We start from the raw sequence: 26,402 nt of genomic DNA, 5'->3' as shown, positions 1-26,402 counted from the left end.
AAGCTCAAAATTTACTACTGACGAGAATTTTCATTCTCTTTATGACACTCACTCAATGTTCAGTTTTCAAAGGGCAATTCATTCCCTAGCATTCCGATCGGTTAATTCAACCTCTCAGAAGCGACCTCTTTAATATATCACGTCTGTTCTATCATTGCAAGCTTTATTTTTTTTCAAGATTCGAAAGTCTCAAGTTTTTAAAGCCTGCCGCAGAAGCGACAAGGAGTAATATATCAAATCTGAAAACAGAAAGCAACCCTTTTTTTATATTTTATTTTTTCCACTAGAATAAATATGATTCTACGCCATAACAAAGCCGCGGCCATCCGGGTCAACGGCGGCAGCGGCTTTGTAAAGAACCAATTCAAACTGACCACGCTTCGAGCTTCAGCAGCGGCTCGGCTTTCATGTCGAACGGCGCGAATTGCCCGCGGCGGTATTTCAAAAAAGCCGCGGCGGCGATCATCGCCGCGTTGTCCGTGCACAGGCTGAGCGGCGGCGCCAGCAGCGGCACGCCCGCTTCCGCGCAGCGAGCCTCGAGCTCGGCGCGCAGACCCTTGTTGGCGGCGACCCCGCCGGCAAGGATAAGCTGCTTCGCGCCGTAAGCGCGCACGGCGCGGAGAGCCTTCTCGACCAGGACGTCGATAACCGAGTCCTGGAAGCCTTTCGCCACGGCCTCCGGGGCCAGCGGCTGGCCTTTCATGGCGGCCTGATTCAGGGCCGCCAGCACGGCCGACTTCAGCCCGCTGAAGCTGAAGTCGTAGGAATTCGGCTCCAGCCAGGCACGGGGAAGCGTGACCGCTTCCCGGGCCTCGTGCGCCAGCCGGTCGATATGCGGACCGCCGGGATAAGGCAGCTTGAGCGCCCGCGCGACTTTGTCGTAAGCTTCGCCCACCGCGTCGTCCCGGGTCTGCCCGATAATGCGAAAGCGCCCCTCGGCTTCCACAAAGACAAGCTCGGTGTGTCCTCCGGACACGACCAGCGCCACAAACGGGTATTCCAACTCATTCACGAGCTGATTGGCATAAATATGCCCGGCGATATGATGCACGCCGATCAGCGGCAGTTCAAGGGCGCAGGCCAGCGCCTTAGCCGCCACCATACCGACCAGCAAGGAGCCGACCAATCCAGGCCCTTGCGTCACGGCAACAGCGGCCAGTTCGCTCGGCTTCACGTTCGCCTTGTCCAACGCCTCTTCGATAATCCACGTGATGGATTCCACATGCTTGCGCGAGGCGACCTCGGGCACGACGCCGCCGAATCGCTGGTGCGTCTCGATCTGGCTGGACACGACGTTCACCAAGATGTCTTTGCCGTCGCGTACAATCGCTACGGACGTCTCGTCGCAGCTTGTTTCCACAGCCAATATATAAACAGGTCCGTCGTCCCGATCCGGGCGAACGGACACCGCTTCGTTCGATTGTTCATCCATAGTCATTAAACCTCTCGTCTGTTCTCGAACCGCTCGCAGGCAGCCGTTTTCTTTTAATTGGAGAGCCGTTCCGCTTTGGGCAGGTCCGCCCACATAATAATCGCATCTTCTTTATTGTCGGTATAATAGCCCCGTCGAATACCCACGGAACGAAATCCCAGCTTCTCATACAAGCGTTGGGCAATTAAATTGGACGGACGCACCTCCAGCGTCATGCGGAGCGTCCCGTAAAAAACAGCCGTCTGCTGCATCTCCGCAAGCAGCCGTTCCCCGAGCTTTCGCCCGCGGTATTTTTCGCGAATTGCGATATTGGTGACGTGCGCCTCCTCCATGATCAGCCACATGCCGCCGTAGCCGGCAATTTCGCCTTCGTATTCCAAAACGAGATATTTGGCAAAATTATTGCTCGTCAGCTCGTTGTAAAACGCCCCGGCTGTCCAAGGCGTCGGAAACGATTCCTGCTCGATCTCGCAGATCGCGGGGATGTCGTCCGTGTGCATCGGGCGAAAATGCATAGCTCCGTCATAGACAGGTTGCGCTTCGCGTTTAGATTCCATATCGGACAGGCCTCCCCTAAGATTTCTTGGCGAGAAGTTTGGCTTCCGCTTCCGCCAATTGCGTATAGTTCGGAACCAACCCGTGAACATCCTCCGTCTCCCCCCGCTTCCACCGCATCAGGCCAAGCTCGGCGATATGGCGGGCCCGCAGCTCATGCGGTGCTTCCGTTACCGGTCCGTCCCAACGGGAAGCAAACGAACGGATCGCTTCCCGATGCAGCTCCAGCTCGCCCGTAAATATGACGCGGCCCGGTCCGGATTCCGCCGATGCAGCCAAGGAGAGGAGCTCGTCCGTCCAAGAGGCAGTCAGACGAATCCCGTCCGGCACCCGGCACTTCCAGTCCTCGGGCGAAACGGCGTACAGCGCCGTAAACGCTTGTCCCCTGCGGGCGTCGATTAGCGGGACGACCCATGTCGGTTGCCCCGTCGCGCGCGCCGCGTCAAGCAGCGAATCCATCGCCTGAAGCGCTCCGCCCCGCACGATTTCCCCGTCTTGAAGCGCGCCGTATTCCGAGGCGGAGCCGGCTCCGCCGAGCGCCAACGCTTCGAGCGTAGAGACGCCGAGCAAAGCCAGCCTCCGCGTCCAGGCAAAGGTTTTGGCTACCGTCACGCCGATCCGCACGCCGGTATACGAACCGGGCCCGATGCCGACGGCAAACGCCGACAGCTCGTCCGGCCGGACGCCACACTCCGCCATGAGCCGCTGCAAGTTCGGCACGAGGTAAAGCGAATGGTTTCGCTCGGCTTTTGAAGTAATTTCCCCCAAGACTTCCCGTCCCCGGGTCAACGCGGTCGTCATCGACACGGTTGACGTATCGACGGACAGCATAAGCTTGCCGTCGCCATATAAATTCGAATCTGATGCCGTATTCTGAATCATGTTAACCATCCGTTCTGTTGTAGCTTCGCACACCACGCTTCATAAGGATCGCCTGACGGCTTGAGCGTGAAGCTTCGCCCGTTTTCTCCGTCGGTCTCAATCCGAATCTCCAACCGGTGCGGAGGCAAAATCTCTTCGATCAGCGAAGCCCATTCGACAAGCGTAATGCCGTTTCCGTAAAAGTATTCGTCCAGCCCCAAGTCATCCGCCTCTTCCAAAGACAACCGGTACACGTCCATATGATAAAAAGGGAACGCGGAACCCTCATATTCTTTGATGATCGTAAACGTAGGACTGTTCACGATGTCCTTGACGCCTATCGCCTTGGCTACCGCTTGTGAGAATGTCGTCTTGCCCGCCCCCAGGTCGCCGTCGAGCGTAATGACGGTTCCCGGGATAAACAACGAGGCCAAGCGTTCCGCCAATACGGAAGTATCGGCTACTTGACGGGCTTGAAATGCATAAGTGGCCATGTCAGGATCGTCCCTTCATCCGGTAAAATGATTATAGCCGCGCCTGGCGAGCGGTACTGAACTGCCGTCGCTTCGCACAAGCCGTACGCCGGAATGCTTCCCGTGGACATATCCGATCAGATAGAACGGCAGCCCTGCTTCCTTAAACTGCATCTGCAGCTCGACGGCGTGCTCGGCGGGCGCCGTTCCGATTAATTGATAATCTTCGCCGCCGTACAGCATGTAATCGAGCGGGGCCTTCCCCTGCCTTGAGGCATAGTCCAGCAGCTCGCCAGACACAGGAATCCGGTCTTCGATCAGGTCGATTCCGATATTCGACGCCACGGCAATCTCCCCCGCTTCGCTGGCGATCCCGTCGCTGACGTCGTTGAGCGCATGGCAGAAGCCGGACCGCCGCAGCAGCTCGCCCGCCTCGATCTGCGGCTCCGGACGGCAGTGCGCCCGGATCAGTCCGGGATACCGCTTCAGCTCCGGGTCGGCGTCCCATTCCTCCGACGGCTTGTTTTTCCCTAGAAGCCATTCCAGTCCGGCCGCCGAATCGCCGGTAAAACCGGTAATAAATACGACATCTCCCAGTTTGGCTGCCGAACGGAGCAGCGCTTTGTCCGGTTCCGTCTCTCCGATCACCGTTACGGTCAGCGTAACGCCCCCGATACACGAGGTCGTATCTCCGCCTGCGACAACGACCCGGTAGCGGTTCGCGCATTCGTAGAGTCCGTCGTACATTGCGCGTACACGCTCCACTGGCGTCGACTTCGGCATGCTGAGCGCCACGAGGGCATACCGCGGAGTCCCTCCCATCGCAGCGATATCGCTGACGGCGGAAGCCATCGCTTTGTACCCGACATCCGCATCGCGCATCGTCACCCGCTTGAAATGAATGTCTTCCGTCATCGTATCGCAAGTGAGAACCCACCGGCTATCCGAAGAGGCGCGAACGACGGCCGCATCGTCGCCGATCCCTGTTTCCACGCCGCCGGCTCGTTGAAAAGCGATCGTTTGCTTCCCGCCGTTCAGCAGGTCGATCAGCGTAAATTCGTCGACCGAGCTCACAATCTATCCGCCTCCGCTCTCGTATTGACAATTATTATAGCCGTTCCTTTGTATCTAGACAAACATGCCGTTCTGCCTATCGTCGAAGCTGCCCAGTGCCGTTCGAAACGCTCCATCTCCCCCGGATCTCTTAGGTATATCATAACACCGATTCCCTATCACTGACTATCCGCTTGCCCGACTGCATGAGCCCCTAAGCCGCTTTACCGCAGCAAAAAAAGCTTCCCCCAGCCATGGGCCCTCTCTCGGCCTGCATGCTTTCGGAAAGCTTTTGCTCAAACACGATCCTCGCGGGAGTTATTGGATTTCCTGAAGCTCTCCGACCGGAACGACGCGGGCGTCGGCAGGGCGGTCTTCGACATGCACTTTGGCCGTCTCCTGCTCGGGGTCCACGCTGTCGATCCATACGGACACGCCGTTCAATTCCACGCTAACTTTTTCTTCACATTTCATAATTTCTTGAGCGCGGTATACTTTCATGGTCCGTTGTCCTCCCCACTGATAACCGATTCGGGATGATCCATCGTATCGGTCGTCGATTCCTCGATCAGTCCGTTATGGATCGTCACCTGCCCGCCACCAAGACCTTCGTTGATCATCCGGTCGATGTCCATAAAATTGGAGTCCCGCCCTTCATGGGCCGCATCATCCGTAAACTTGCCCCCGGACGTGTTTGCTTCGCTCATGCTTTCTTTTCCTCCTCTGATCGAATGTTTCTGGCCGGCATGACGATGCTATTTGGCGATCCATGCAGCCTTCTTCTGTAGCATGTCCCAATTTCTTGCGCCGACATTCGCTCGTGGTGTAATGGGACGCTTCCATTTTGCGTATACTGTATAGAAAGCAGACGGCCAGCTCAGGCCCCTCGGGAGGTTCAGCCATGCATACGGTTTGGAAAGGCGCCATCAGCTTCGGCTTGGTGCACGTGCCTGTCAAAATGTTCTCGGCGACGGAAGACAAAGACATCTCGATGCGCATGATTCACAAGGATTGCAATACGCCGCTGAATTTTGTCCGCAAATGCCAGCACTGCGAGCGCGAAGTGGAATGGGGTGAAATCGTCCGAGGCTACGAATACGAGCCGGGCTCGTTCGTGCTGTTCGAGAAGGACGAGCTGGAGAATATGACCGGGGAGATCACCAAAGAAATCAAGATTCTCGATTTCGTCGACCTGTCGGACATCGACCCGGTTTATTTTCAAAAAACGTATTACCTCGCTCCGAACGAAACCGGCGCCGGGGCCTATAATCTGCTGCTCGAAGCGATGCGGCAAACGGGCAAAATCGGCATTGCCAAAGTGTCCATCCGGTCCAAAAGCAGCTTGGCCGCCATCCGTATTATCGACCGGTGCATTGCGATGGAGACGATTTTTTATCCGGATGAAATCCGCTCGGTGGACCATGTGCCGAACCTCCCGGAGCAGAGCAACGTCAACGAGAAGGAGCTCGAAATGGCGAAGTTGCTGATCGGTCAGCTGGCGACGAAGTTCGAGCCGGAAAAATATAAGGACGATTACCGTGCGTCCGTGCTTCAAGCGATCGAGGCGAAGGTTTCCGGCCAGCAGGTCCGCGTCGCGCCGGAGCCGCATAAAGCGAACGTCATCGATCTGATGGCCGCGCTGCAGGCCAGCCTCGAAGCGGTGAAACCGGTAGTAACCGAACCGACGCCGGGGACGGCCGAGAAAGCCAAAGCCGCGAAACCAAGAAAAGGCAAAGCAAAAACGAAAGAAACGATCGGCTAAGCGCCGATCGTTTCTTTGTGCCGGGAGAGATTCCTCTCCGTGCTTACTTGCTCCAGTCCTGCAAACGCCAAACCTGAGTAATCCAATCTTCGTAAAACTCCGGCTCGTGGGAAACGAGCAGAATGGTCCCTTTGTACTCCTTCAGCGCTTCCTTGAACGCTTCCTTCGCCCTGACGTCCAAATGGTTCGTAGGTTCGTCCAGCACGAGAAGATTGCTGTCCGTCAGCATAAGCTCGCACAGGCGGACCTTCGCTTGCTCCCCGCCGCTAAGCGAGCTAAGAGGCAGCCGAATATGCTTTTCGGTCAGGCCAGCCATGCCAAGCGTCTGCCGGATTTCCTTCTGCGTCTTATCCGGCCGCAGCGACCAAAGCCGCTCCAGCGCCGTTTCGTCCGAAGGCAATTGTTCCTGGGCGAAATAAGCCGGTGTGACACGTTCGCCAAGCTGTACCGTGCCGCGTAACGGCGGCAGCAGGCCCAGCATTGTTTTGAGCATGGTCGATTTCCCGATGCCGTTATACCCGACAACCGCCACTTTTTCCCCGCGTTTCATTTGCAGGTTTACAGGAACGGATAGCGGCTCCGCATAGCCGAATTGCAGCTGCTTCGCTTCCATGATCCGGGTCACAGGTTCCACATGAACGTGAAAGCTGTAGCGAGGCCGCGGCCCCGACGTCGGTTTCTCGATCCGCTCCATTCTGTCCAGTGCTTTTTCCCGGCTTTTCGCTTGCTTGGCTTTCCGAATCCGGTTTTTTTGGATATAGCTCTCCAGCCGGTCGATTTCCTTCTGTTGGCGCTCGTAGGCACCCTGCCACTGCAACCGGCTTAATTCGTAATGTTTGACGAATGCGGCATAGTTCCCAGCGTAACGCTTGATGGTCTGATGCTCCAAATGAAAGATCGTCGTTGTAATTTCATTCAGAAAGGCTTCGTCATGCGAGACGAGAAGATACGCCTGCTCGTAACGTTTTAAATAGCTGGTCAGCCATTCGATATGCACGTCGTCCAAATAGTTGGTCGGCTCGTCGAGCAATAATACGTGCGGCACCTCCAGCAGAAGCTTGCCCAGCAGCAGCTTCGTGCGCTGCCCCCCGCTCAGCTTATCGACCTCCCGGTCTTTGCCGAGCTCAAGAATGCCTAATCCGGCAGCTACCTCTTCAATCCTGGAATCGATCCCGTAAAAATCGGCATGCTCCAGCCGGCTTTGCAGCTCGCCGTACCGGATTAACAGCGGTTCGAGGTCGGCGTCCGCCGCGGCCATTTGCTTCGCGACCCGATGCAGGGTTCGTTCCAGCTCATACAGATGTGCGAAAGCACCCCGCAAATAGTCCATAATCGTCATTCCCGCCTGCAGAGCGGCATGCTGCTCCAAATAACCGAGCCGCGCTTGCGGAAGCCATTCGATCTTGCCTGAATCGGGAAGCAGCTGTCCGGCCAAGACGCGCAGCAAGGTTGACTTGCCGGCCCCGTTGCTGCCGACGAGTCCCGCATGCTCTCCCCGCAGCAGCCGGAATTGGATATTTTGGAATATTTTTTTATCCCCATACGTATGGGTAAGTTGTTCAACGTTTAACATACTCATGAAAGCTCTCTCCTTTTCGCTTCAGGTTCGAAGCCAACCGGAGAAACAGCCGGACAAAGCTCTATTCAATTAGTCTAGGCTGTATGAAAACAAAAAACGGGCAAGGCGAACACGCCCTGACCCGTTGCAAATTGTATCATTTGAACGAAAGGAATCGAGTTCTTTATCTACTGTTCTTCGGTTGGCTTAGGGTGAAAAATGGGCAGACTTCTCCCGTTTAAGCCAAATTCCGTTTCAGAACAGTTGATAAGAAAAACATTTCCTTTCCACCTCGTTATCCCAAAGTTAGTTATGTTGCGCCTTCAACTATACCGAGCTGCCGCCTGTTATGTCAAGCGGTAAGAGGGAATAACTGTTAATAAACACGAATTCCAGGGGGGCTCTCTCATGTTGAACCCGGTCGTTCCCTTCGAACCGATCAGCACCGACTCATTTCCACAAGGCGGCGAATGGATCGCGCAGATCAAATGGGACGGCGTGCGCATGCTGTCCTACTGCGACGGCTCCAAGGTCCGGCTCGTCAATCGAAGATTGAATAATCGGTCCTTGCAGTATCCCGAATTTCTGTCTCCTTCGCGCTACTGCTCCGCCTCTTCGTTCATATTTGACGGCGAATTCATCGCCTTCGACCATCAGAAGCCGTCGTTTCACGAGATTATGAAGCGGGACAGTCTAAGAAAGCAGCAAAACATTGAGCTCGCCGTCATGCAGACCCCGGTCACGTACATGATCTTTGACGTTTTGTTTTGCGGCGGGCAATGGGTCACGGATAAGCCTCTTGCGGAGCGGCAGCGTATTCTGCAGGAGATTGTCATCCCGCAGCCGGATGTGCAAACGGTGCAAAACTTCGCCGATCCCGACGAGCTGCTGCAAGTGATGATTAAGCATCAGATGGAGGGTGTCGTATGCAAAAATATGAACAGCACGTATACGATCGGCGGCAAGGATAAACGGTGGCAGAAGCGAAAAATATTTTACGATCTGCTGGCCGTTGTAGGAGGTGTCACGTACCGGGACAATATCGTCAATTCGCTGCTGCTTGGGTTGTACGATGGGCAAGGCAACCTCTACTACATCGGGCACGCAGGCACCGGGAAGGTGACACAGAAGGAGTGGCGGGAGCTGACGGCACGCGTATCGTCCATGAGGACGAAAGCGAAGCCGTTCGCGAACGAGCCCGAACGGAGCAAAGACGCGGTCTGGATCGATCCGCGAATTGTAGTTAAGGTGCAGTTTATGGAGTGGACCCCGGGGCATACGATGAGACACCCCAGTATTCAGGCGTTTGTCGAGACGGCTCCCAGCGAGTGTAAATTCCCTAAATCATAAAATGCAAGCGGACGATTTACTCGTCCGCTCGCTGGCCACCGGTTCCATTCATCGGAACGCGAATGACAAAGCTGGAGCCTTCGCCGACCCGGCTATTCACTCCAATCGTGCCGCCGTGAAGCTCAACGATCGATTTCGTAATCGACAGTCCCAGTCCGGCCCCTCCGTGAATGCGGGCGCGCGATGAGTCGATCCGGTAAAATCGTTCAAACAAGCGCGATACATGCTCCTCCGGGATGCCGCTTCCATTATCCTGAACCGTCAGCAGGGCCTCCTCCTCCGTTTGTTCCAGTGAAACGCGGATGGTTCCGCCGTCAGGATCGGTATGCTGCACGGCGTTGTGGAACAAGTTGAGCAGCACTTGCTTGATTTTGTCCTTGTCGATGCAGGCGGACACGTCAGGCTGAACGGAGAACTGCACGTTCCTTCTGCCTGCCAGCAGCCGGAGCTGCGGCTCCATTTCATCGACGATACCGCTCAGCGACTCGTTCTTCAAATCCGCGGTTGGATGACGATCCAAGCGGGCCAAAAGCAGCAGGTCCCGGACGAGCTTGTTCAACCGTTCCGACTCGCCGTACATGCTTCGGAGCGCTTTGTCCAGCTGGTCCGGCTTTTGAGCGGCTCCGCGCAGCAGCACCTCCAGAAATCCGTGGATCGACGTCAGCGGCGTGCGCAGCTCATGGGAAGCGTCGGCGATAAAGCGCCGCATCTGCTCCTTCGCCTCTTTCTCCGTTTCGAACGAGTCTTCCAGCCGCTCCAGCATCCGGTTGAACGACCGGGAGAGCCGGTCGATCTCCAGCTGGCCTTGATGCGCCGGCAGTCGCTCGTCCAGCTTCCCCGCATCGATCTGCTCGACGGTTTCGATCATGTTGGAAAGCGGCACGAGGGTTCTGCGCAGAACGGGAAGAAATGCCGCAACCCCCATTCCCAGAGCCACGGCGGCCAACCCCAGAAAGGTCCAAAGCTGGCTGACCAGCACATTCCGAATCGGCTCCATGCTCGTGCTGATCTGTGCAAGACGCCCGCGCGGAGCGATCCGCTGGAGAACGACCAACTGCTCCATCCCCTTGTCGTCCTTGACGATCCGATAATGCGGCGGCCTTTGCTCCCGTCCCAAAGCTTCCCTGTAGTCTTCGGTGGTAAGCCGCGGCACGGAACCGGTACGGGGATTTGTTGAAATGATCCGGAAGCTGTCGCCCGGGCCGACGAACGCCAGCGAAGCTTCGGGCAGAAAAGGACCTTTTGCCCGGCCATTGTCAAAATTCGTGTTGACCCATATGTCCAGCGAAACGGAAAAAAATTGGCTTTGGATGCTGGCAACCTTGTTTTTAATTAAAAATTGCTCCATGAACACATATTGCAGCACGCCGATCAACAGCAGCAGGCCCGCCAAAATAAACAGGGAACGTGACAGAAGCTGAAGACGAAGCGAGCGGGGTGCGAAAACACGGCGAATCCGGTGCCATCCCCGCATCATCCGAAATCTACCCGGTAGCCCGACCCCCGCAGGGTCCGAATGATCCGGTGCTCCTTGTCGTTCAATTTATCGCGGAGCGAACGGATGTACACTTCGACGATATTGTCCTCCCCGCGGAAATCGTATCCCCAGACCTTGTCCAAAATGACCGTTTTGCTCAGGACCAGACCGTGATTGACGACCAGAAAAGACAGCAGCTCGTATTCCGTCGGCGAAAGCTCCAGCACCCTGTCTTCGTAGCGGATTTCTTTGCGGCGGTCGTCGATGCGAAACGGCCCGTACGCTACCTCCGCGAACAGATGGGGAAACTGGTTGCGCAGCCGCGCATAAATCCGGGCCAGCAGCTCCTCGAAGCTGAACGGCTTGACCATATAGTCGTCGGCCCCCAGCGTCAGCCCCTTGACCCGGTCTTCCACTTCTTCCTTGGCCGTCAGCATGATAATAGCGACATGCTCGGTTTTCTTCAGCATCCGGCACACTTCAAACCCGTCCATGCCGGGCATCATGACGTCCAGAATGACGATGTGCGGCCGGGCTTGCTTGGCTAACGTGACGGCCGTAAATCCGTCCGGCGCGGTAAAAACCTCAAAGCCTTCGTTTTGCAAGCCCAGCTCCAAAAACTGGACGATATTCGGTTCGTCGTCGACGATTAATATTTTTACGCCTTTGATTGGCTGCATGGTGTCACCTCTCTTTTTATTGTACACCAATCCCGGCCCGTGGACGGACCGCTCCGGCGCATTCAGCGAACTTTCAGCTTGTCCTTGCCCGGTAGCCTTATGAAAAGGGGAGTGCGAGTATATACTAACGAATATACTTCTTTCAGGAACAGGAGGAATTGCCGATGTCCGCACCCGCCAACTATCCGAAAACGAAAGGCACGCTGATCGTCGAAGGCCGGGAGCTGACGGTGACGAATCCGGATAAGCCGCTGTGGCCGGAGAAAAAGATTACGAAAGCGATCTATTTGCAAAAGCTCGCCGAGCTGTCCCCCTACCTGCTGACGTATTGCCGCGATCGCTATCTGACGACCATCCGGTTTCCCCATGGCTGGAACGACAAGTCGTTTTACCAGAAAAACGCCCCTGAGCCGACACCGGATTTCGTCAAGACGGCGATGCTGGAATCGATCCGCTACGTTCATCTGGATTCCTTGCCGACGCTGCTGTGGCTGGGGAATTTGGCCTGTCTGGAGTTCCATCCCTCGTTTCACCGGATCGGCGAGACGCTACCCGTCGAATGGGTGATCGATATCGACCCAAGCGTTGACCCCGAGCCGCGCATTATGGAGGCGGCCCATATGATCGGCGACATTCTGGACGGCATGAACATCCAGTCCGTACCGAAAACGTCCGGCGCCACGGGCGTGCAAATCTACGTCCCGATTGCCCGGGAGCGCGGCTATACGTTCGAGCAGCTCCGGCGGATCGGACAGTTCGTCGCTACGTTCGCGGTGCAAAAATACCCGAAGCTGTTCACCGTCGAGCGGCTCAAAAAAGATCGCGGCACCTTGATTTACATCGATTATCTCCAGCACTGGTACGGCAAAACGCTGTCCGCTCCCTATACGCCGCGGGCCCGCAAGGACGCCTCGGTGTCGACTCCGCTGACTTGGGACGAAGTGGCGCTCCGCCCCGATCCCCGGGACTTTCACCTCCTGAACATCATGCAGCGCCTGCAGCAAAAAGGAGACCTGATCGCTCAAGTCCCCCCGCAGCAGTTGGATCACGTGCTGTCCTTTATTCATTAACCGTTGCGGTTTAGCGGAAGTATATCGTTCAGAAAAGCGGCGACAGGAGCCGCGCAATGACTTCCTTGCCCTTCTGCCAGCGGGAGCGCTTCTCGAATACCCCCAGCTTGACCTCGCGGCTTTCCTTCAAATCGAGAATAAAATCGGTCTCCAGCCGGTGAATCGTCTCTTTGTCGAACAAGACGGCGTTCAGCTCGAAATTATTGTAAAAGCTGCGCATATCCATATTTGCGGAACCGACCGAAGCAAGCAGATTATCGATCAGGAGGACCTTCGCGTGGATAAACCCTTTTTGATAAGCATAGAAGCGGACTCCGGCCTGCATCAGCTCCTCCAGATACGACAGGGAAGCATAGTTCACAATGCGCGAATCCGCTTTTTGCGGGAAAATGATCCGGACGTCTACTCCGCTGATCGCCGCCGTCTTCAGTCCCATAGTGATACTCGGATCGGGAATGAAGTAAGGGGTAGTAATGTAAATTCTTCGTTTGGCCGCCGTGATGGATGCGAAAAACATCTCTTGAACGGCATCCCAATGCGCATCCGGACCGCTTGAAATGATCTGCACGGGCTTGCGGCCCGCGCAATCGTGCTCGGGAAAAAACTCCGAATCCGCCAGCCGCTTTCCGCTCACAAACATCCAGTCGGTCAGAAACGTATACTGCAGCGAATACACCGCGTCGCCTTCCAGCTCCAAATGCGTATCCCGCCAGTAGCCCAGCTTGGGATTCGCCCCCAGGTATTCGTCTCCGATGTTGATTCCCCCGAGAAAGCCGCGAACGCCGTCAATGATGACGATTTTGCGATGATTCCGGTAATTCATCCGCTTGTCGAAAAATGCAATCACCGCCGGCAAAAAGAAGTACACCTCGCACCCGGCCTGCTTCAGCTCTTGCACGAACCGACTATCGAGCTGGTAGCTGCCGATGCCGTCGAAGATGCAGCGTACCTTCACGCCTTCCTGCGCCTTGCGGATCAGCAGCTCATGGAACTGCCGGCCGATGCCGTCGTTACGAATAGTATAGAACTCAAAATGAATATGCCCCTTCGCCTGCTCCATGGCAGCCAGCATTGCCGGATACGCCGCGGCGGCATCGGTCAGCACTCGCACCTCATTATGCATCGTAATGAGGGCCCCGGGAATGTTATTGAGCAGCGAGAACAGCCTGGGCTCGTGCCGCCAGCCGCGCAGCCGGTCCTCTTCGGGCTGAAAATCCGCCGAATGCTGCTTTTTGCCGAGATGCCGGATATCGTTGACGAGCCGCAGCCCGTTGCGCTTCACTTTTTTCCGCTGCGTGTATTCTTTGGCCAAAAAATAATACATCACAAAGCCGATGACCGGAATGAGAAACAAGACAAAAAGCCACGCCATCGCCTTGGCCGGGCGGCGAAACTCCCCGACCAGAATCGTGAGAATCTGAATGATGAATAAGGTCAGTGCGATGACGAGCCACAGCACGTCGTCATTCCTCCTTTTGAAACAGCAGGCGCTTGCCAATCGGTTCTAGCTTTTACTTCCGTCTGCCCGCCTATTCCCCATCATGGCACAAAAACCCAACGGTTTGTCATAAAATTTCGCAAATGGTGGAAAATATACAAGACACGCTCCGGCAATGCTTGGATAAGATGCCGCGGGCAGGAAGGAGTGTCATGATCCATACGAAAAACCGCAAGAAAAAAGGACAGGACGCCCCGGAACACCCGCTGCGGAAAGCGGAATACCGTTTTATCGACGAGCTGCGCTCCGTGCCTGTCTTCATGAGCGTCGAAGAAAACAAAAGTTATTTGGAGGAGCTGTTCAAGGACTGCTCCGATTTCGTCATTCGCGAGTTCCGCATCGAGCACAGCTTGCCCGCGATTTTGTTTTTTGTCGACGGCATGGCCAAGACGGAGCTGGTGAACGAGACGATGAAGTCGCTGATGATTCTGGAGGGCGGAGAGGAACTGATCGACAACATCTCCGATATGACGCTGCCCGTCTCCCAGATTCAGAAGGCGGACAATTATGCGGATATGCTGCTTTCCGTACTCGGCGGCGACACGGGGCTGATCGTCGAGCGCAACAACAAGGCGCTGCTGCTCGGCATGCGGGGAATGGAAAAAAGGTCCATCAATGAGCCCGATACCGAGTCGGTCGTACGCGGCCCCCGCGAGGGGTTCGTAGAAAATATCCGGACGAACACGTCCATGATCCGCCGCAAGCTGAAAACGCCGCATCTAAAAATGAAACCGATGACGCTCGGCCGGGAAACCAACACCAATGTCGTCGTTACTTATCTGGACGATCTGGCGGACTCGAGCGTCGTCCATGAAGTGGTCAAACGTCTCGAAAAAATAAACATCGATGCCGTACTGGAATCGGGCTATATCGAAGAATTCATTCAAGATTCGACGTATTCGCCCTTTCCGCAGCTTCAATATACCGAACGGCCGGATGTCGTCGCGGCCGCCCTGCTGCAGGGACGCGTCGGCATTATGGTGGACGGGACGCCGTTTACGCTCATCGTGCCGTTCGTCTTCGCCGAAATTATGCAGGCCAGCGAGGATTACTACGAGCGGTATCAGGTGGCCACGCTGATCCGCTGGCTGCGGTATACGTTCATGGTGCTGTCGCTGCTGACGCCGGCCTTATACGTCGCTATTACAACTTACCATCAGGACTTGCTCCCTACGTCTCTGCTGCTATCGGTCGCTGCCGCCCGAGAAGCGATCCCGTTCCCGGCCGTTGTCGAAGCGCTGATCATGGAAGTAACCTTCGAGGCGCTTCGGGAAGCGGGCATCCGGCTGCCTAAAGCGATCGGGTCGGCGGTCAGTATTCTGGGCGCGCTCGTCGTCGGACAGTCGGCGGTGCAGGCAGGCATCGTATCTGCGCCGATGGTGATCGTCGTATCGCTCACCGGGATCGCCTCGTTCACGATTCCGCGGTTTAACGGGGCGATCGCGATCCGGATGCTGCGGTTTCCGATCCTGATCGCCGCTTCGCTGTTCGGAATGTACGGCATCTTGATTGTGATCATGCTGATCATGGGACATCTGGCCAACCTCCGCTCCTTCGGCATTCCTTACTTATCGCCAGTCGCGCCGCTATCCTCCGGCGACCTGAAGGATATTCTCTTCCGCTCACCTTGGTGGGCGATGGGACAACGTCCTTCCTTTATGCCCCTGCAGGACAGCAGGAGGTTAGACGATACGCTGCCGCAGGAAATTACGGAGCAATCTGGCCAGCGGGGCAAAACCATCGACCATGCGATAGAAGAAGGAAAGGAGCCTGTAGAATGAGCTTGCACCGCACCCGCCTATCCCTCGTGCTGCTCTCCCTGCTCTGCCTGACCGGGTGCTGGGACCGGGTGGAAATCAACGACACGGCCTTTATTTTGACGACCGCGGTGGATATGGAGCAAGACGGCAAGATCCGGTACAGCGTATTGATGCCGCTCCCCGGCAATATGGGCGGAGCCTCCGGAGGCGGAGGCGGAACGGCCGGAACCAAAAGCTACTACGTCGATTCCGAAGTCGGCACCACGTTTCGGGAGGCGCAGGCCCGGCTGCAGCGGCGGATGTCCCGCCGCATGTTTTTCGCGCACCGCAGAACGTTGTTGATCGGCGAGGATTTTGCCAAACGGGGAATCCGGAACGTCTTCGATGCGACGCCCCGGTCTCCGGAAAGCCGGATGACGATTTATATGGTCGTCACCAAAGGAAAAGCTTACGAGCTGCTGCAAGCAACGCCGCAATTTGAGCGCTTCCCGTCGGAAGCGATTCGGGAGCTTATGAAGGCCCGAAACGTCATCCCTATCAACATGAAGCAAGTCGCCCTCGCGCTCAGCAGCCTTGGCAGCGATGCCGTAACGGCCTACATGGGCATGAAGGAATCGGAGAAAACCTCCAAAAATGCGAAAAAATCGAAGGAAATCGAGTTCCTCGGCTATGCGCAATTTCGCGAAGACAAAATGACCGGCGTGTTCGAGAATGCGGAGGCAAGCGGGCTCGCCTGGCTGATAAGCATGCCCGTACAATCGACCGCAACCGTAAAAATCGACGACCGGTATACGATTACGGTGAGCATCTTCGATTCGAAAAGCCAGATTCGGGTCCATACGGAACGTGGAAAGCTTCGATTCGACATCCGTACGAAAGCCAAGGCCAAAGTAACCGAAAGCTTGGGCATGTACGACTTCAGTCAAACCGGCAAGGTCCAAAAAGTGGAGGAAGCGATGAACCGTTACATCGAACAAGCGATGCGGAAAACGATCCGCAAAATGATCAGTAATGACACGGATTCCGCACAATTCGGATTGTATTTGTGGCGGGAGCATCCGGGGCTTTGGGAGAAGGAGTACGCATCGCGCTGGCCGGCCGGGATGAAGGACGCCGATTTCCGCATAGAGGTAAAAAGCGTGCTTACGGAAACCGGTCTGATTTACGAAAACGTGACGAAAGCGGAGCCTGCCCGATGAATTCCCAGTTTCTCGTCTGGTTCATGGTGCTGATGGCGTTTCATTTATTTTTGAACTTGAAGCATTGGGCGAGGCAGCCGAAGGCAACAGCACGGCTGTACATATTGTTTACGCTTGTGACACTGGGTCTTTTTCTCTGCATGGCGTCCGGCTATCCGCCCCCAATGCCGACACGTTTTTTTATCGATCGGGTATCGCCGTGGGTTTTCTCAATTATCCATCCTCAGTAAATGAAGCGATGGAGGAAAGCGGGTGAACGCATGCCTGTCAACACGCAAATCATTAACCAAAGACAGCTCTCCTGGCTGGTGGGATCGCTGCTAATCGGCGGCGGGCTGCTTAGCATCCAGCACGATCTGATCCGAATCTCGCATATGGATACCTGGTTCGTCTATCTGCTGCCCACCGTCTATATTCTTTTCATCTCCTACGTTTTTGCACAGCTCAGTATGCGGCTTCCAGGAAAGCATCTTTTCGAGATCAACTTTATTTTGTTTGGCCGCTGGTTCGGCATGCTCGCGAACATGGTAGTGCTGATCCACGTATGGTTCATCCTGCTGCGCGATCTTCGGATGTTCGGCAAGTTCATCGGCACGCTTCTTCTGCCGAATACCCCCGAGGAAATGCTCGTTCTGCTCCTCGTCGTGATGCTTATGTTTTACGGCCGGACCAGTGCTGAAGTGATTTCCCGGGTCAATGATTTGTTTTTTCCCGTGTTCTTCGCGCTCACATTCATGCTGCCGTTCCTGTTGTCCAACGAAATGAGCTTCCGTCTACTGCAGCCGGTATTGACGACTTCGCCTAAGCAGCTCGGATACGCAGGCCTCCTCAGTATCGGCTGGTACGGGGATATCATCATTGCAGGGGCGTTTTTGCATATGATCTGGAATTCCAGACAGGTTCACTCCGCCCTTCGGCACGGTTCGCTGATGGCTACGGCGCTGCTGTCGCTTTTCCTCTTGATGGAAGTGTCCGTCCTCGGGCCGAACATTCCCGGCAACCTGATTTACCCAAATTACAGCTTGGTGCAGCACATTCAAATTACGGACTTTTTGGACCGGATGGATCTGCTTATTCTGAGCATCTGGTTCCCGATTATCGTCGGCAAGATGATCTTCATTTATCTCGCCTTCCTGATCGGGATTACCAGCCTGATCCGGCAAAGGGACTACACGCTTATCAATTCCCCGGTCAGCCTGTTTCTGCTGGTGACCACGATTCTCGCTTTCAAGAGCACGCCGGAGGTATTCAGCTTCGGCAATTACAGCTCGCCCGTGTTTGTGCTCAGCTATCAACCGGTGCTGCTGGCGGCTATGCTGCTGCTCATGCGAAGATTCCCGAAACGAAGTCCCGAGCGCCATGCGGAAGCATCTTCGGGGAAAAGTCAGGGACATGACCGGGACGGTGAGTCCAAAGGGGGAAATCGCCACCCCGGGAAACGGTTCGGCTCGCGTCTGGGCGCGATATCAGGCCGTACCTGGCTGCGAGCCGGCAATGTGCTGCTCGCCTTCGGATTTGTTTTCGTCGGCGCGGGCCTGATCTTCAGCCGGAACTATGCGATCATCGGCAAGCTGGCCGCCTTCGGATATGCACTCGTCCTGGCGTTATTGCTGTTCGTTACGCACATGGAGATGCGGAAAGCCAAGGACCTTGCAGCGAGGAGTTCCCCCAATTCGGCGCAGACGTCATGACCTGGCACGCTCGATCCCAACGATCCGGCTGAAGGGGATGAGAATGACCAGTTCCTCTTCTTCTTCGGCCCGGTTTACGCGCAGCTCGACAAAATCGGCCCCGGTGCAGAGCAGAACCGCCTCGAATGTGCCGGCATACGTTGTCCGGACGTTTACGCGGGAGCCCGCCCCCTTCTTCGGGATATCAAAAAGGACAATTTCCTGCATCGAGGCGGGCACGACATAGCGTTCATCCATCCGGATAAACCGTTTACCGACCTGATTCAGCACGCCTGCACCACTCTTGAAGTCTTCGGCCTGCAGAGCAATATCCTGCTTAAGATGAAGCGTCAAACGCTCCAGCAGGTCCATGTGGGTTGAATGTAAAAATGACAAGCGAATCCCTCCATCATACGCAAATCTGTTCTATTAGGTATGTGTATGAGAAAGAAGGACTTTTCTAGACCGGCCTCGCCAAATAACCGTTTCGGGCCGAGGCAGATCCACCGAAAGGAGCCGTCATGAAGTTCACGTGGTTTCAAAGCAAGCTGACGTTCGTGATCATTCCCGAGGCGAACGGAAGCGTGGTACGCCTCAAGCTGCCCCGCGCCGCCCTATGGTGCGCTGCCTCTCTTATGCTGCTGCTGTTCGGGACGATCTGTGTTCTGTCTGTTCGCAGTCTGCACTCCACCGTGTCCATTTCGCTGAAATCGGTGGAGATGAAAGGGCGGACAGCGCAGCTGGAGCAAGATTTACATCGTAAAAACGCGGCCATCGAACGGCTGCAAAACGATATTTATGCGCTTTCGAAGCAAGCCGCGGAAGTCCGAAGCCAAATGGAGCGGATGCAGCGGCTCGAGCAGGATTTGCACAAGCTGGCTCCCGGCAGCATCAAGCGCCGGAAAGCCGGCGGACAGCCTGTATCCTCAGCCGTTTCTGCCGATGCGGGGGGGATGGGCGGCGAAGCGTTCCCCGCAACCGAGGAGCAGACGCATGAGCTGGCTGCGGCGACGGGAGCCCGTTACGCGTCGCTGCGCGCCGAGATGAAGGAGCTCGCCTCCCGGCTCGGCCAAACGAAGCGGCAGCTTCAGGAAAAGCAGGAGCGGCAGCAGCGCACGCCCGATATATGGCCTACATTATCCAAGGTCGTTACCTCCCCTTACGGCTACCGCAAAGACCCGTTTACGAAAAAGCTCAGCTTCCATCGCGGCATCGACATTGCGGGCAAGCTGGGCGATCCGGTCTATGCGGTCGCGGGCGGCGTCGTCCACTCGGCCGGCTATGACAGGCTGCACGGGCACAACGTTGTGATCGAGCATGACAAAGGGCTGCGGACGTGGTACATGCATCTGAACAGCGCGCAGGTGGATCGGGGCGATCCGGTCGATAAAGGACAGGCGATCGGTCAACTGGGAACAACCGGCCGCAGCACCGGACCCCACCTTCACTACGAGGTGCTGCTTAGCGGCAAAAGCACCGATCCTGTCCCCTATATGCCAAGCGATAATCGAAAAAAGGAGAGGAACAAGTGATGTTTCGAATGAACGGTTGGCGAAGCCGCTCTTCGCGTTCCGGGCGCTCCGTCTCGCTAATCGGCGAGGGAAGCATCCTCGAAGGAGCGTTCCGCTCGGAAGCCGACGTGCGCATCGAAGGCGAGTTTCAAGGCATGCTTCAAGCCGCAGGCGAGGTAGCGGTCGGAGAGAAAGGGATCGTTCGCTCCACCGATCTGCGCGCCCGCGACGTTGTCATTGCCGGAAGGCTGGACGGTCGCGTGGAGGCGGAGGGCATCGTCCGCATCACTCCGACGGGCCGCTTGGTCGGCACCGTCCGCGCCGCTACGCTAATTATCGAGCCGGGGGCCGTGTTCCAAGGCCAGAGCGAGATGGGCCAAGCGCCGCAGGAGGATGCGTCTCTTGTCATAGCCATGCTATAATGAAGAGAAAAGCTTTTTGTTGTTGCAAAAAACAACAAAAAGCATAGAGAGAGTAGGAGAAATCGCTATGACCAAAATGCAGCAGACGATCTTGTTTGATATGGACGATACGCTTCTGTATTGCAACAAATTTTTCGACTTGGTGATCGACCAATTCGCGGACCAAATGGAAGCGTGGTTTCACGGCTACCACCTGTCCATCGCGGAAATCAAGAAAAAACAAGCGGAAATCGATTTGGAGCGGGTGCTTGTCAACGGCTTTGTGCCGGACTTCTTCCCCCAATCGTTCGTTGATACGTACGAATATTATACCGATTTAACCGGCCGATCCAAAAATGAAGCGGAAGTCAGACGGCTGATCGAGCTCGGCGCCTCCGTCTACGGTCACAGCATCGAGCCGTATCCTTATATGGAAGAGACGCTCCGCATGCTGCAAGAAGACGGCCATACGCTTCACTTGTACACCGGAGGGGACCCGACGGTTCAGATGCGCAAGGTAAAAGAAGCGGGGCTGGAACGGTTCTTCGACAACCGGATCTACGTCACGCGCCATAAAAACGCCGAGTACCTCGACGGACTCATCCGCATGAAAGAATTCGACCGGGACAACACCTGGATGATCGGCAATTCGCTTCGCACCGATATTACCCCGGCGCTCAAGGCGGGTATTCACGCCATCTTCATGCCCGTGGAGCTGGAGTGGGCCTACAATCAGGTCGAAGTGGACGTAGAACCTTCCGGCGCCTATTTCACGCTCTCTTCCCTGCGGTACATCCCCGAAACGATTCGCGATTATACCGCTGCGAAAATCACCACGGGCTCCTGACCGCTCCCGAATACCGGGCCGGAGGCCCGCATGCTCGTCCCGTTTCCTCGCGAACCCGCGCATGATTTGCCGGGAGCCCCCATACAATGATGGGGAAAGGGTGATGAGAATGAGCAGCCTCCACCGGATTGTCGAAACCGCCACCGATCGTTTGATGCAGATGCTGCTGACGCGGCAATCGCCGGACGGGACGTGGCGTTTTTGCTTTGAAAACGGGATCGTGACGGACGGGTATCTGATCGTGTTATTAAGATCGTTAAACGTCAAGGACGAAAACCTTATACGGCGTTTAGCAAACCGGATTTTATCGAAGCAGGAAGCGGATGGCGCGTGGAAATGGTTTTACGACGACGGGGACGGACATTTGTCGGTGACGGTCGAAGCTTATGCGGCGCTGCGGTATGCCGGGCTGCACGCTTCCGACGAAGCGCTACGGCGGGCGAGACAGTTTATTTTGTCCAAAGGCGGCCTGCGGAACGTCAGCGGCTTGTTGACCAAGGCGATGCTGGCTGTCATCGGTCAGTACCCTTGGCCGCGGCCGTTCCCCTTTCCGCCGGAATTGCTGCTGCTTCCCCGGTCGTTCCCGCTGAGCTTTTATCGCTTTTCCAGTTACGCGCGCGTGCATCTGGCGCCCGTTGCGATATTGGGCATCAAACAGTTCACGGTCAAAACGGCGGGGATGCCCGACTTGTCCGAGCTGCTGCCGGCCCGCGGGCGCTGGTCGGCGCATGCCGAGGATAGGGATGTCGGGGAAGACCGCCGCCTCTCCGGCTGGTGGAACGACATCCAACGCGCTCTGCATAAGCTGCCTTGCCTGCCGCAAGAGCTCCGCAGGCTGGCGCTTCGGCATGCCGAGCGCTATATGCTTGAGCGGATCGAACCGAACGGGACGCTGTACAGCTATGCATCCTGCACGTTCCTGATGGTGTATGCGCTGCTGGCGCTCGGATACGACGAGCGGCATCCCGTCATCGCAAGAGCTGTACAAGGGCTGATCTCGCTCGCCTGCGAACCCGACGGGCAGCTTCACATCCAAAACTCCCCCTCCACCGTCTGGGATACGGCGCTTCTTAGCCATGCGCTGCAGGAAGCGAGACTGCCAGCCTCGCATCCGGCGATCCGGCGGGCGGACGCTTACCTGCTCTCGCGCCAGCATACGAAGCTCGGCGATTGGAGCGTCGATGTCACGAACCCCGTTCCCGGCGGCTGGGGGTTCTCCGACATCAATACGATTGTGCCGGACGTGGACGATACGACCGCCGCGCTGCGGGCGCTGCGCCGGAGTCCGGGGCGGCCCGAGGCCGGGTATGGCGAAGCAAGAAGCCGCGGCCTTCATTGGGTGCTGTCGCTGCAGAACGACGACGGCGGCTGGCCGGCCTTCGAACGGAACAAAAATTCCCCGCTGCTCACCGCCCTTCCCGTCGATGGCGCGGAGGCGGCGATTGACGCTTCGGCCGCGGACCTGACCGGGCGCACGCTGGAATATCTGGGCGTTTGGGCGGGAATCCGCCAAGAGCAGCCGTTCATCCGGCGCGCCGTCCGGTGGCTGCTTGGCTGCCAAGAGCGGAACGGCTCCTGGTACGGCCGTTGGGGCATCTGCTACATTTACGGCACCTGGGCCGCCGTAACCGGACTCGCGGCTGTCGGGGTTGCGCCCGATCAACCGGAGCTGCAGCAAGCGGTGCAGTGGCTCACCGGCATCCAAAACCCGGACGGCGGCTTCGGCGAATCGTGCCGCAGCGACCGGGCCAAGCTCTACATCCCGCTTGGCGCAAGTACGCCCTCGCAGACCGCTTGGGCGCTCGATGCGCTGATCGCCGTGCATCCGGCGCCGACGGACGCCATCAACCGAGCGGCACGTGCGCTCGTGGACATGCTGGAGGCCGGGGATACTTCCTGGCCGGCCAAGTATCCTACCGGCGCGGCGCTGCCCGGCGATTTTTACGTGCGCTATCACAGCTACAACGCGATCTGGCCGCTGCTGGCGCTGGCGCACTACAGGAACAAATACGGGTCCTGAGCGTACGAAAGCCAACGAACAGGAGACAGCATTCATGGTCAAACCATACGTATTCGCGCTTCTTCATGCTTGGTCCCGTCCTGCTCGTCCCGGTCCGGAATCGCGAACGATACCGTCGTGCCTTCGCCGGGCTTGCTTTGGATCGATAAGCCTTTCCCGTAGCGCTGCTTCAGCCGCCGGTTCGTATTGGACAGCCCGATTCCGCCTTTGCTTTTCATCGTCAGATTCAGCAGTTGATCGGCCCGTTCTTGTTCCATCCCAACGCCGTTATCCTTCACTTCAATCCGTACGAAGCCCTCGTGGCGGACAATCCGGATCATGACCGTGCCACCCTTCCCTTGGCCAAGGAGGCCGTGCTTGACCGCATTTTCGACAAGGGGCTGAATCGTCAGCGGAGGAAGCGTCAAATCCATATCGGGCTCAACCTCCCACTCGACGGATAACCTGTCGCCAAACCGTTCCTGTTCGATATACAGGAAGGACTCAACAAGCTCCAGCTCATGCGTAAGCTCCACCAGCCTGCCCGAATTCAGAAAATCGAAGCTGATCCGTAAATACGACGCAAAGGCGTCGATTAAATCGCGCATTTTGTCCGTATCCATGTCGCTCAAAGCCATAATCGAGTTCAACGTGTTGAACAGAAAATGAGGGTGGATCTGCGCCTGCAAATAAGCGGCTTCCATGCGCAGCCGTTCGTTGACGGATTGCTTCAACGTAGTTAACGACCAGATGCGGTACTTCAGCTCTAGCGCATCGACCGGCTTGGTCACGTAATCGTTGGCCCCGGACAAAAATCCGGTGTAGATGTCCGCAGGCTGACTTCGGGCGGTCAGCAGCAGCACCGGCAGCTCCGAAATGGAAAAATGAGTCCTCACCCGCCGTGTCAGCTCGTAGCCGGACATATGCGGCATCATGACGTCGGCAATCAGCAGGTCCCAAGGCTCCGCTTCAAGCAATTTCAGCGCCTCCTGGCCTGACGAAACGGTCCTGATATGGTATGGCTCCGCAGAGAGAATGCTGACGAGCACCTTCAGGTTGACCGGATCATCATCGACCGCAAGAATGTTCATTTTTTCCCCGGTAAAGGAAGGCGCAGCGGACGGCAGGTCAGGCCACTCGCCGATTAAGTCCTCGGACAGGCTCAAGCCGTCCCCCATTTCCTCCTCTTCAGCAGTCCGTGATTGCGGAGTGTGCTTCGGCGGGAGGCCCGACGCAGCGGCCAGCGGAAGCGCAAAGCTGAATACGGAGCCCCGGCCCGGTTCGGAGCGGACCGTCAGCTCGCCGCCGTGCAATTCCACCAGCTGCTTGCAGATGCTTAAGCCAAGGCCGATTCCCCCGCTGTCGCTTTGTCCGTGAGCCCCCTGCTCATAGGGCAAAAAGATGCGCGCCTGCGTCTCCTCATCCATGCCGATGCCGCTGTCGGAGACTTGAACAACGACCAGCTCGCCGCTGGCATAGGCGGAAATGACCACCGTTCCTTCGTCCGTGAATTTCAAAGCGTTATGTATCAGGTTGAACAAAATTTGCACAAGTCTTTTTTCGTCCGCCCATACCGTCGGCACCGCATCCGCCATCTCAATCTTTAGCTGAACGGGCTTGGAATCGGTGATAAACCGGAGCATCCCGGCGACGCCAGAAGCGACCGCTTGAATGCGCAGCGGCTCCTTCTGCAGCACGATGCGCTTTTCCTGCAGCTGCGCCACGTCGAGCAGGTCGTCGAGCTGCTGCGACATCCGGCTGCTGATCGTGATCAGCAGCTCCAAGTTCTCGAAGCTGGCGCGGTCCATGGCGTGCTTCTCTTTGGCCGCAACGGTCCGGGCGATATTCAAAATGCCGTGCAGCGGCGTTCTCAGCTCATGCGACGTATTCGCAAGGAACTGGTCCTTCAGCTTGTCGGACACCCGCAGCTGCTCGTTCAGCTTGGCGTTCTCCTCGGCGTTGCGGAAAAACCGCTTGAACCAGTAGGCCGAGAAGCAAACAATGGCTGCGATAATGTCGATCGGATAGTAAACACTTCTCGTTGCGTTATAAGGGGAGAGGACGCCCCAGACAATGCTGGATACGATGCTCATCGCGGTAAACAGTAAAAACAAGGCGTCTTGTTCTTTTCGGGCCACCTTGCGGCCGAGCAGATACGCAAACCAGATGACGGGAAATAAATAAAGCAAAACGAACACATGGGCGTCTATCGAATCGTAAATAAGCGGCGGGGTGGCGGCGAGCAGAAACGCCGAGTAGCTCCCCAACACGGCGCCATAAGCACGGAACCATCGCTTACCGGCGGCATAACCTTCAAAGTTTCTGGCCAGAAGCAGCATGAAGAAAGGCAGCCATAAGTAGGAAATCAGCTTGATTTTCAGGGCCCAGGCGAAATTGAGCGGCAGCCAGAGCAGAAGTAGGGTATCATGATCGGAAACGACAGAAATGCCTGCATCCGCAAGCAACAGGAAAAAGGTAAGGAGCACCTTATGCCGCGGGTTGAACAAATATAAGATGACGGCGTACAAGCCATGCAGCAGCAGCACAATGAAGGTGACGAGCTGAAACCCGATGGAATACCCGCGTTGGTAATCAATGGCCGCCTGAGAGCCGAAGCGAATCGACTTGATAATTCCTCCGGAATGAGGATTCTCGTAATTGGCTGCACGTACCAGCAGTTCGATTTCTCTCACGCCGTTCCGCTCATAAGTTGCGGTGTAAGAAACTTTTCTCGGTTCGTACACCTTCGCGTTCTCCGCTGTCCGGCCAATTTCTGCTACCTTCCGTCCGTTAATTTCGATGACGGACGAGGCCATGATCTCCTGAATCCAGAAGCCGTACGGCTGGCTTAACGGCTGATCGACAAGGATGCGCAGCCGATAGGTACCGTAGCCGAACGACGATTCTGAGCCTTCCGGCATCCCTTCGCTCCAGTTCCCGGGAACTTGGACAACATTCGGATGGCCGGCAGATGGACTCCCTATGTCTTCATAGGAAAGGAAGGCGCCGGGGTAAAATTCCCACTCGCCATCGAGCGTAAAGGTGCGGTAATGCTCCAGACTCCAGCCCCGCAGATCCAGCACACCTTGAACCGCGCGGGGATGCTCCGGGGCCGTATACGCCCAAAACCAAAACCACCGAAGGCCCAGGAGAACGGACAGGAATAATAAAATTACGGCACTCGCTTTGAGAGCTTTGTTGTTTGATGTCTGCGTCATAGCTGTAAATTTCGACAAACGTTGCGTC

24 protein-coding genes are annotated in these 26,402 nt (G+C 56.5%); 11 read left to right on the top strand and 13 right to left on the bottom strand.

Going from position 1 to position 26,402, the window contains the following annotated elements; genetic code table 11:
* Positions 1–364: 364 nt before the first annotated feature.
* The 7 genes from tsaD to NLX71_RS07510 form a co-directional block, all read right to left on the bottom strand.
* Positions 365–1,438, bottom strand: coding sequence for a tRNA (adenosine(37)-N6)-threonylcarbamoyltransferase complex transferase subunit TsaD (gene tsaD, locus NLX71_RS07540; protein ID WP_375377895.1), 1,074 nt, complete (start codon positions 1,436–1,438; stop codon positions 365–367).
* Between the two features lie 47 nt (positions 1,439–1,485).
* Positions 1,486–1,989 carry a ribosomal protein S18-alanine N-acetyltransferase gene (rimI, locus tag NLX71_RS07535; protein ID WP_254362892.1) on the bottom strand — a complete coding sequence of 168 codons (504 nt, stop codon included), beginning with the start codon at positions 1,987–1,989 and terminating at the stop codon, positions 1,486–1,488.
* A gap of 16 nt (positions 1,990–2,005) precedes the next feature.
* Positions 2,006–2,869, bottom strand: a complete 864-nt coding sequence (tsaB, locus tag NLX71_RS07530) for a tRNA (adenosine(37)-N6)-threonylcarbamoyltransferase complex dimerization subunit type 1 TsaB (RefSeq protein WP_254362890.1) — start codon at positions 2,867–2,869, stop codon at positions 2,006–2,008.
* Positions 2,866–3,342 carry a tRNA (adenosine(37)-N6)-threonylcarbamoyltransferase complex ATPase subunit type 1 TsaE gene (tsaE, locus tag NLX71_RS07525; RefSeq protein WP_254362888.1) on the bottom strand — a complete coding sequence of 159 codons (477 nt, stop codon included), beginning with the start codon at positions 3,340–3,342 and terminating at the stop codon, positions 2,866–2,868. Before tsaE ends, tsaB begins: the two co-directional genes overlap by 4 nt.
* Before the next feature lie 15 nt (positions 3,343–3,357).
* On the bottom strand, positions 3,358–4,395 hold the full coding sequence (gene thiL / locus NLX71_RS07520; protein ID WP_254362886.1) for a thiamine-phosphate kinase: 1,038 nt from the start codon (positions 4,393–4,395) through the stop codon (positions 3,358–3,360).
* Between the two features lie 297 nt (positions 4,396–4,692).
* Positions 4,693–4,875 carry an H-type small acid-soluble spore protein gene (locus tag NLX71_RS07515; RefSeq protein ID WP_254362884.1) on the bottom strand — a complete coding sequence of 61 codons (183 nt, stop codon included), beginning with the start codon at positions 4,873–4,875 and terminating at the stop codon, positions 4,693–4,695.
* On the bottom strand, positions 4,872–5,081 hold the full coding sequence (locus tag NLX71_RS07510; RefSeq protein ID WP_254362882.1) for a hypothetical protein: 210 nt from the start codon (positions 5,079–5,081) through the stop codon (positions 4,872–4,874). Before NLX71_RS07510 ends, NLX71_RS07515 begins: the two co-directional genes overlap by 4 nt.
* 194 nt (positions 5,082–5,275) lie before the next feature.
* Here NLX71_RS07510 and ku point away from each other — a divergent pair, with 194 nt between their 5' ends.
* On the top strand, positions 5,276–6,136 hold the full coding sequence (gene ku / locus NLX71_RS07505; protein ID WP_254362880.1) for a non-homologous end joining protein Ku: 861 nt from the start codon (positions 5,276–5,278) through the stop codon (positions 6,134–6,136).
* 43 nt (positions 6,137–6,179) lie between these two features.
* Here ku and NLX71_RS07500 read toward each other — a convergent pair whose 3' ends face one another.
* Positions 6,180–7,715, bottom strand: a complete 1,536-nt coding sequence (locus NLX71_RS07500) for an ABC-F family ATP-binding cassette domain-containing protein (protein WP_254362878.1) — start codon at positions 7,713–7,715, stop codon at positions 6,180–6,182.
* A 387-nt stretch (positions 7,716–8,102) separates the two neighbouring features.
* Between NLX71_RS07500 and NLX71_RS07495 the strand changes: the two genes are divergently transcribed.
* Entirely contained in the window at positions 8,103–9,044 is a 942-nt protein-coding gene (locus NLX71_RS07495) for an ATP-dependent DNA ligase (protein WP_254362876.1), read from the top strand.
* 16 nt (positions 9,045–9,060) lie between these two features.
* Here NLX71_RS07495 and NLX71_RS07490 read toward each other — a convergent pair whose 3' ends face one another.
* Together NLX71_RS07490 and NLX71_RS07485 are read right to left on the bottom strand one after the other, a co-directional pair.
* On the bottom strand, positions 9,061–10,518 hold the full coding sequence (locus NLX71_RS07490) for a sensor histidine kinase (protein ID WP_254362914.1): 1,458 nt from the start codon (positions 10,516–10,518) through the stop codon (positions 9,061–9,063).
* A complete protein-coding gene (locus NLX71_RS07485) occupies positions 10,518–11,201 on the bottom strand; it encodes a response regulator transcription factor (protein ID WP_254362875.1) in 684 nt (227 codons plus the stop codon). Before NLX71_RS07485 ends, NLX71_RS07490 begins: the two co-directional genes overlap by 1 nt.
* 164 nt (positions 11,202–11,365) lie before the next feature.
* Here NLX71_RS07485 and ligD point away from each other — a divergent pair, with 164 nt between their 5' ends.
* Positions 11,366–12,271: a non-homologous end-joining DNA ligase gene (ligD, locus tag NLX71_RS07480; RefSeq protein ID WP_254362873.1), complete on the top strand. Its 906-nt coding sequence runs from the start codon at positions 11,366–11,368 to the stop codon at positions 12,269–12,271.
* 28 nt (positions 12,272–12,299) lie between these two features.
* On the opposite strand, the gene cls is transcribed toward ligD, so the two are convergent.
* Positions 12,300–13,730, bottom strand: a complete 1,431-nt coding sequence (gene cls, locus NLX71_RS07475; RefSeq protein WP_254362871.1) for a cardiolipin synthase — start codon at positions 13,728–13,730, stop codon at positions 12,300–12,302.
* A gap of 191 nt (positions 13,731–13,921) precedes the next feature.
* On the opposite strand from cls, the gene NLX71_RS07470 reads away from it, so the two are divergent.
* Genes NLX71_RS07470 through NLX71_RS07455 form a run of 4 tightly spaced genes read left to right on the top strand, consistent with a single transcriptional unit; the run spans position 13,922 to position 18,419 of the window.
* Positions 13,922–15,550 (top strand): spore germination protein, encoded by a 1,629-nt coding sequence (locus NLX71_RS07470; protein WP_254362869.1) that lies wholly within the window; start codon positions 13,922–13,924, stop codon positions 15,548–15,550.
* Positions 15,547–16,728, top strand: a complete 1,182-nt coding sequence (locus NLX71_RS07465; protein ID WP_254362867.1) for a Ger(x)C family spore germination protein — start codon at positions 15,547–15,549, stop codon at positions 16,726–16,728. The genes NLX71_RS07470 and NLX71_RS07465 overlap by 4 nt, the downstream gene beginning before the upstream one ends.
* A complete protein-coding gene (locus tag NLX71_RS07460) occupies positions 16,725–16,958 on the top strand; it encodes a hypothetical protein (RefSeq protein ID WP_254362865.1) in 234 nt (77 codons plus the stop codon). The genes NLX71_RS07465 and NLX71_RS07460 overlap by 4 nt, the downstream gene beginning before the upstream one ends.
* Positions 16,959–16,988: 30 nt before the next feature.
* Positions 16,989–18,419 (top strand): GerAB/ArcD/ProY family transporter, encoded by a 1,431-nt coding sequence (locus NLX71_RS07455; RefSeq protein ID WP_254362864.1) that lies wholly within the window; start codon positions 16,989–16,991, stop codon positions 18,417–18,419.
* On the opposite strand, the gene NLX71_RS07450 is transcribed toward NLX71_RS07455, so the two are convergent.
* Positions 18,414–18,794, bottom strand: coding sequence for a hypothetical protein (locus tag NLX71_RS07450; RefSeq protein WP_254362863.1), 381 nt, complete (start codon positions 18,792–18,794; stop codon positions 18,414–18,416). The genes NLX71_RS07455 and NLX71_RS07450 overlap by 6 nt on opposite strands.
* 125 nt (positions 18,795–18,919) lie before the next feature.
* On the opposite strand from NLX71_RS07450, the gene NLX71_RS07445 reads away from it, so the two are divergent.
* From NLX71_RS07445 to shc, 4 genes are all read left to right on the top strand, one after another.
* The gene (locus tag NLX71_RS07445) at positions 18,920–19,930 is read left to right on the top strand and encodes a M23 family metallopeptidase (protein ID WP_254362861.1); all 1,011 of its coding nucleotides are present in this window, start codon (positions 18,920–18,922) and stop codon (positions 19,928–19,930) included.
* On the top strand, positions 19,930–20,331 hold the full coding sequence (locus NLX71_RS07440; protein WP_254362912.1) for a bactofilin family protein: 402 nt from the start codon (positions 19,930–19,932) through the stop codon (positions 20,329–20,331). Before NLX71_RS07445 ends, NLX71_RS07440 begins: the two co-directional genes overlap by 1 nt.
* A 67-nt stretch (positions 20,332–20,398) precedes the next feature.
* Entirely contained in the window at positions 20,399–21,157 is a 759-nt protein-coding gene (locus NLX71_RS07435) for an HAD family hydrolase (protein WP_254362859.1), read from the top strand.
* A 109-nt stretch (positions 21,158–21,266) separates the two neighbouring features.
* Positions 21,267–23,177, top strand: a complete 1,911-nt coding sequence (gene shc, locus NLX71_RS07430; RefSeq protein ID WP_254362910.1) for a squalene--hopene cyclase — start codon at positions 21,267–21,269, stop codon at positions 23,175–23,177.
* Positions 23,178–23,215: 38 nt separating this feature from the next.
* Here shc and NLX71_RS07425 read toward each other — a convergent pair whose 3' ends face one another.
* Positions 23,216–26,374, bottom strand: coding sequence for a hybrid sensor histidine kinase/response regulator (locus tag NLX71_RS07425; protein ID WP_375377901.1), 3,159 nt, complete (start codon positions 26,372–26,374; stop codon positions 23,216–23,218).
* Positions 26,375–26,402: the final 28 nt, after the last annotated feature.

The organism is Paenibacillus sp. MZ04-78.2, assembly GCF_024213375.1.
Taxonomy (GTDB): Bacteria; Bacillota; Bacilli; order Paenibacillales; family NBRC-103111; genus Paenibacillus_G.
This window is presented reverse-complemented; position numbering and strand designations above follow the sequence as displayed.

What these genes read in the sequence shown, in the direction of transcription:
- tsaD (WP_375377895.1), bottom strand. Translation starts at nt 1,438, where the DNA reads ATGACTATGGATGAACAATCGAACGAAGCGGTGTCCGTTCGCCCGGAT.
- rimI (WP_254362892.1), bottom strand. Translation starts at nt 1,989, where the DNA reads ATGGAATCTAAACGCGAAGCGCAACCTGTCTATGACGGAGCTATGCAT.
- tsaB (WP_254362890.1), bottom strand. Translation starts at nt 2,869, where the DNA reads ATGATTCAGAATACGGCATCAGATTCGAATTTATATGGCGACGGCAAG.
- tsaE (WP_254362888.1), bottom strand. Translation starts at nt 3,342, where the DNA reads ATGGCCACTTATGCATTTCAAGCCCGTCAAGTAGCCGATACTTCCGTA.
- NLX71_RS07515 (WP_254362884.1), bottom strand. Translation starts at nt 4,875, where the DNA reads ATGAAAGTATACCGCGCTCAAGAAATTATGAAATGTGAAGAAAAAGTT.
- NLX71_RS07510 (WP_254362882.1), bottom strand. Translation starts at nt 5,081, where the DNA reads ATGAGCGAAGCAAACACGTCCGGGGGCAAGTTTACGGATGATGCGGCC.
- ku (WP_254362880.1), top strand. Translation starts at nt 5,276, where the DNA reads ATGCATACGGTTTGGAAAGGCGCCATCAGCTTCGGCTTGGTGCACGTG.
- NLX71_RS07500 (WP_254362878.1), bottom strand. Translation starts at nt 7,715, where the DNA reads ATGAGTATGTTAAACGTTGAACAACTTACCCATACGTATGGGGATAAA.
- NLX71_RS07495 (WP_254362876.1), top strand. Translation starts at nt 8,103, where the DNA reads ATGTTGAACCCGGTCGTTCCCTTCGAACCGATCAGCACCGACTCATTT.
- NLX71_RS07490 (WP_254362914.1), bottom strand. Translation starts at nt 10,518, where the DNA reads ATGCGGGGATGGCACCGGATTCGCCGTGTTTTCGCACCCCGCTCGCTT.
- NLX71_RS07485 (WP_254362875.1), bottom strand. Translation starts at nt 11,201, where the DNA reads ATGCAGCCAATCAAAGGCGTAAAAATATTAATCGTCGACGACGAACCG.
- ligD (WP_254362873.1), top strand. Translation starts at nt 11,366, where the DNA reads ATGTCCGCACCCGCCAACTATCCGAAAACGAAAGGCACGCTGATCGTC.
- NLX71_RS07470 (WP_254362869.1), top strand. Translation starts at nt 13,922, where the DNA reads ATGATCCATACGAAAAACCGCAAGAAAAAAGGACAGGACGCCCCGGAA.
- NLX71_RS07465 (WP_254362867.1), top strand. Translation starts at nt 15,547, where the DNA reads ATGAGCTTGCACCGCACCCGCCTATCCCTCGTGCTGCTCTCCCTGCTC.
- NLX71_RS07460 (WP_254362865.1), top strand. Translation starts at nt 16,725, where the DNA reads ATGAATTCCCAGTTTCTCGTCTGGTTCATGGTGCTGATGGCGTTTCAT.
- NLX71_RS07455 (WP_254362864.1), top strand. Translation starts at nt 16,989, where the DNA reads ATGCCTGTCAACACGCAAATCATTAACCAAAGACAGCTCTCCTGGCTG.
- NLX71_RS07445 (WP_254362861.1), top strand. Translation starts at nt 18,920, where the DNA reads ATGAAGTTCACGTGGTTTCAAAGCAAGCTGACGTTCGTGATCATTCCC.
- NLX71_RS07440 (WP_254362912.1), top strand. Translation starts at nt 19,930, where the DNA reads ATGTTTCGAATGAACGGTTGGCGAAGCCGCTCTTCGCGTTCCGGGCGC.
- NLX71_RS07435 (WP_254362859.1), top strand. Translation starts at nt 20,399, where the DNA reads ATGACCAAAATGCAGCAGACGATCTTGTTTGATATGGACGATACGCTT.
- shc (WP_254362910.1), top strand. Translation starts at nt 21,267, where the DNA reads ATGAGCAGCCTCCACCGGATTGTCGAAACCGCCACCGATCGTTTGATG.
- NLX71_RS07425 (WP_375377901.1), bottom strand. Translation starts at nt 26,374, where the DNA reads ATGACGCAGACATCAAACAACAAAGCTCTCAAAGCGAGTGCCGTAATT.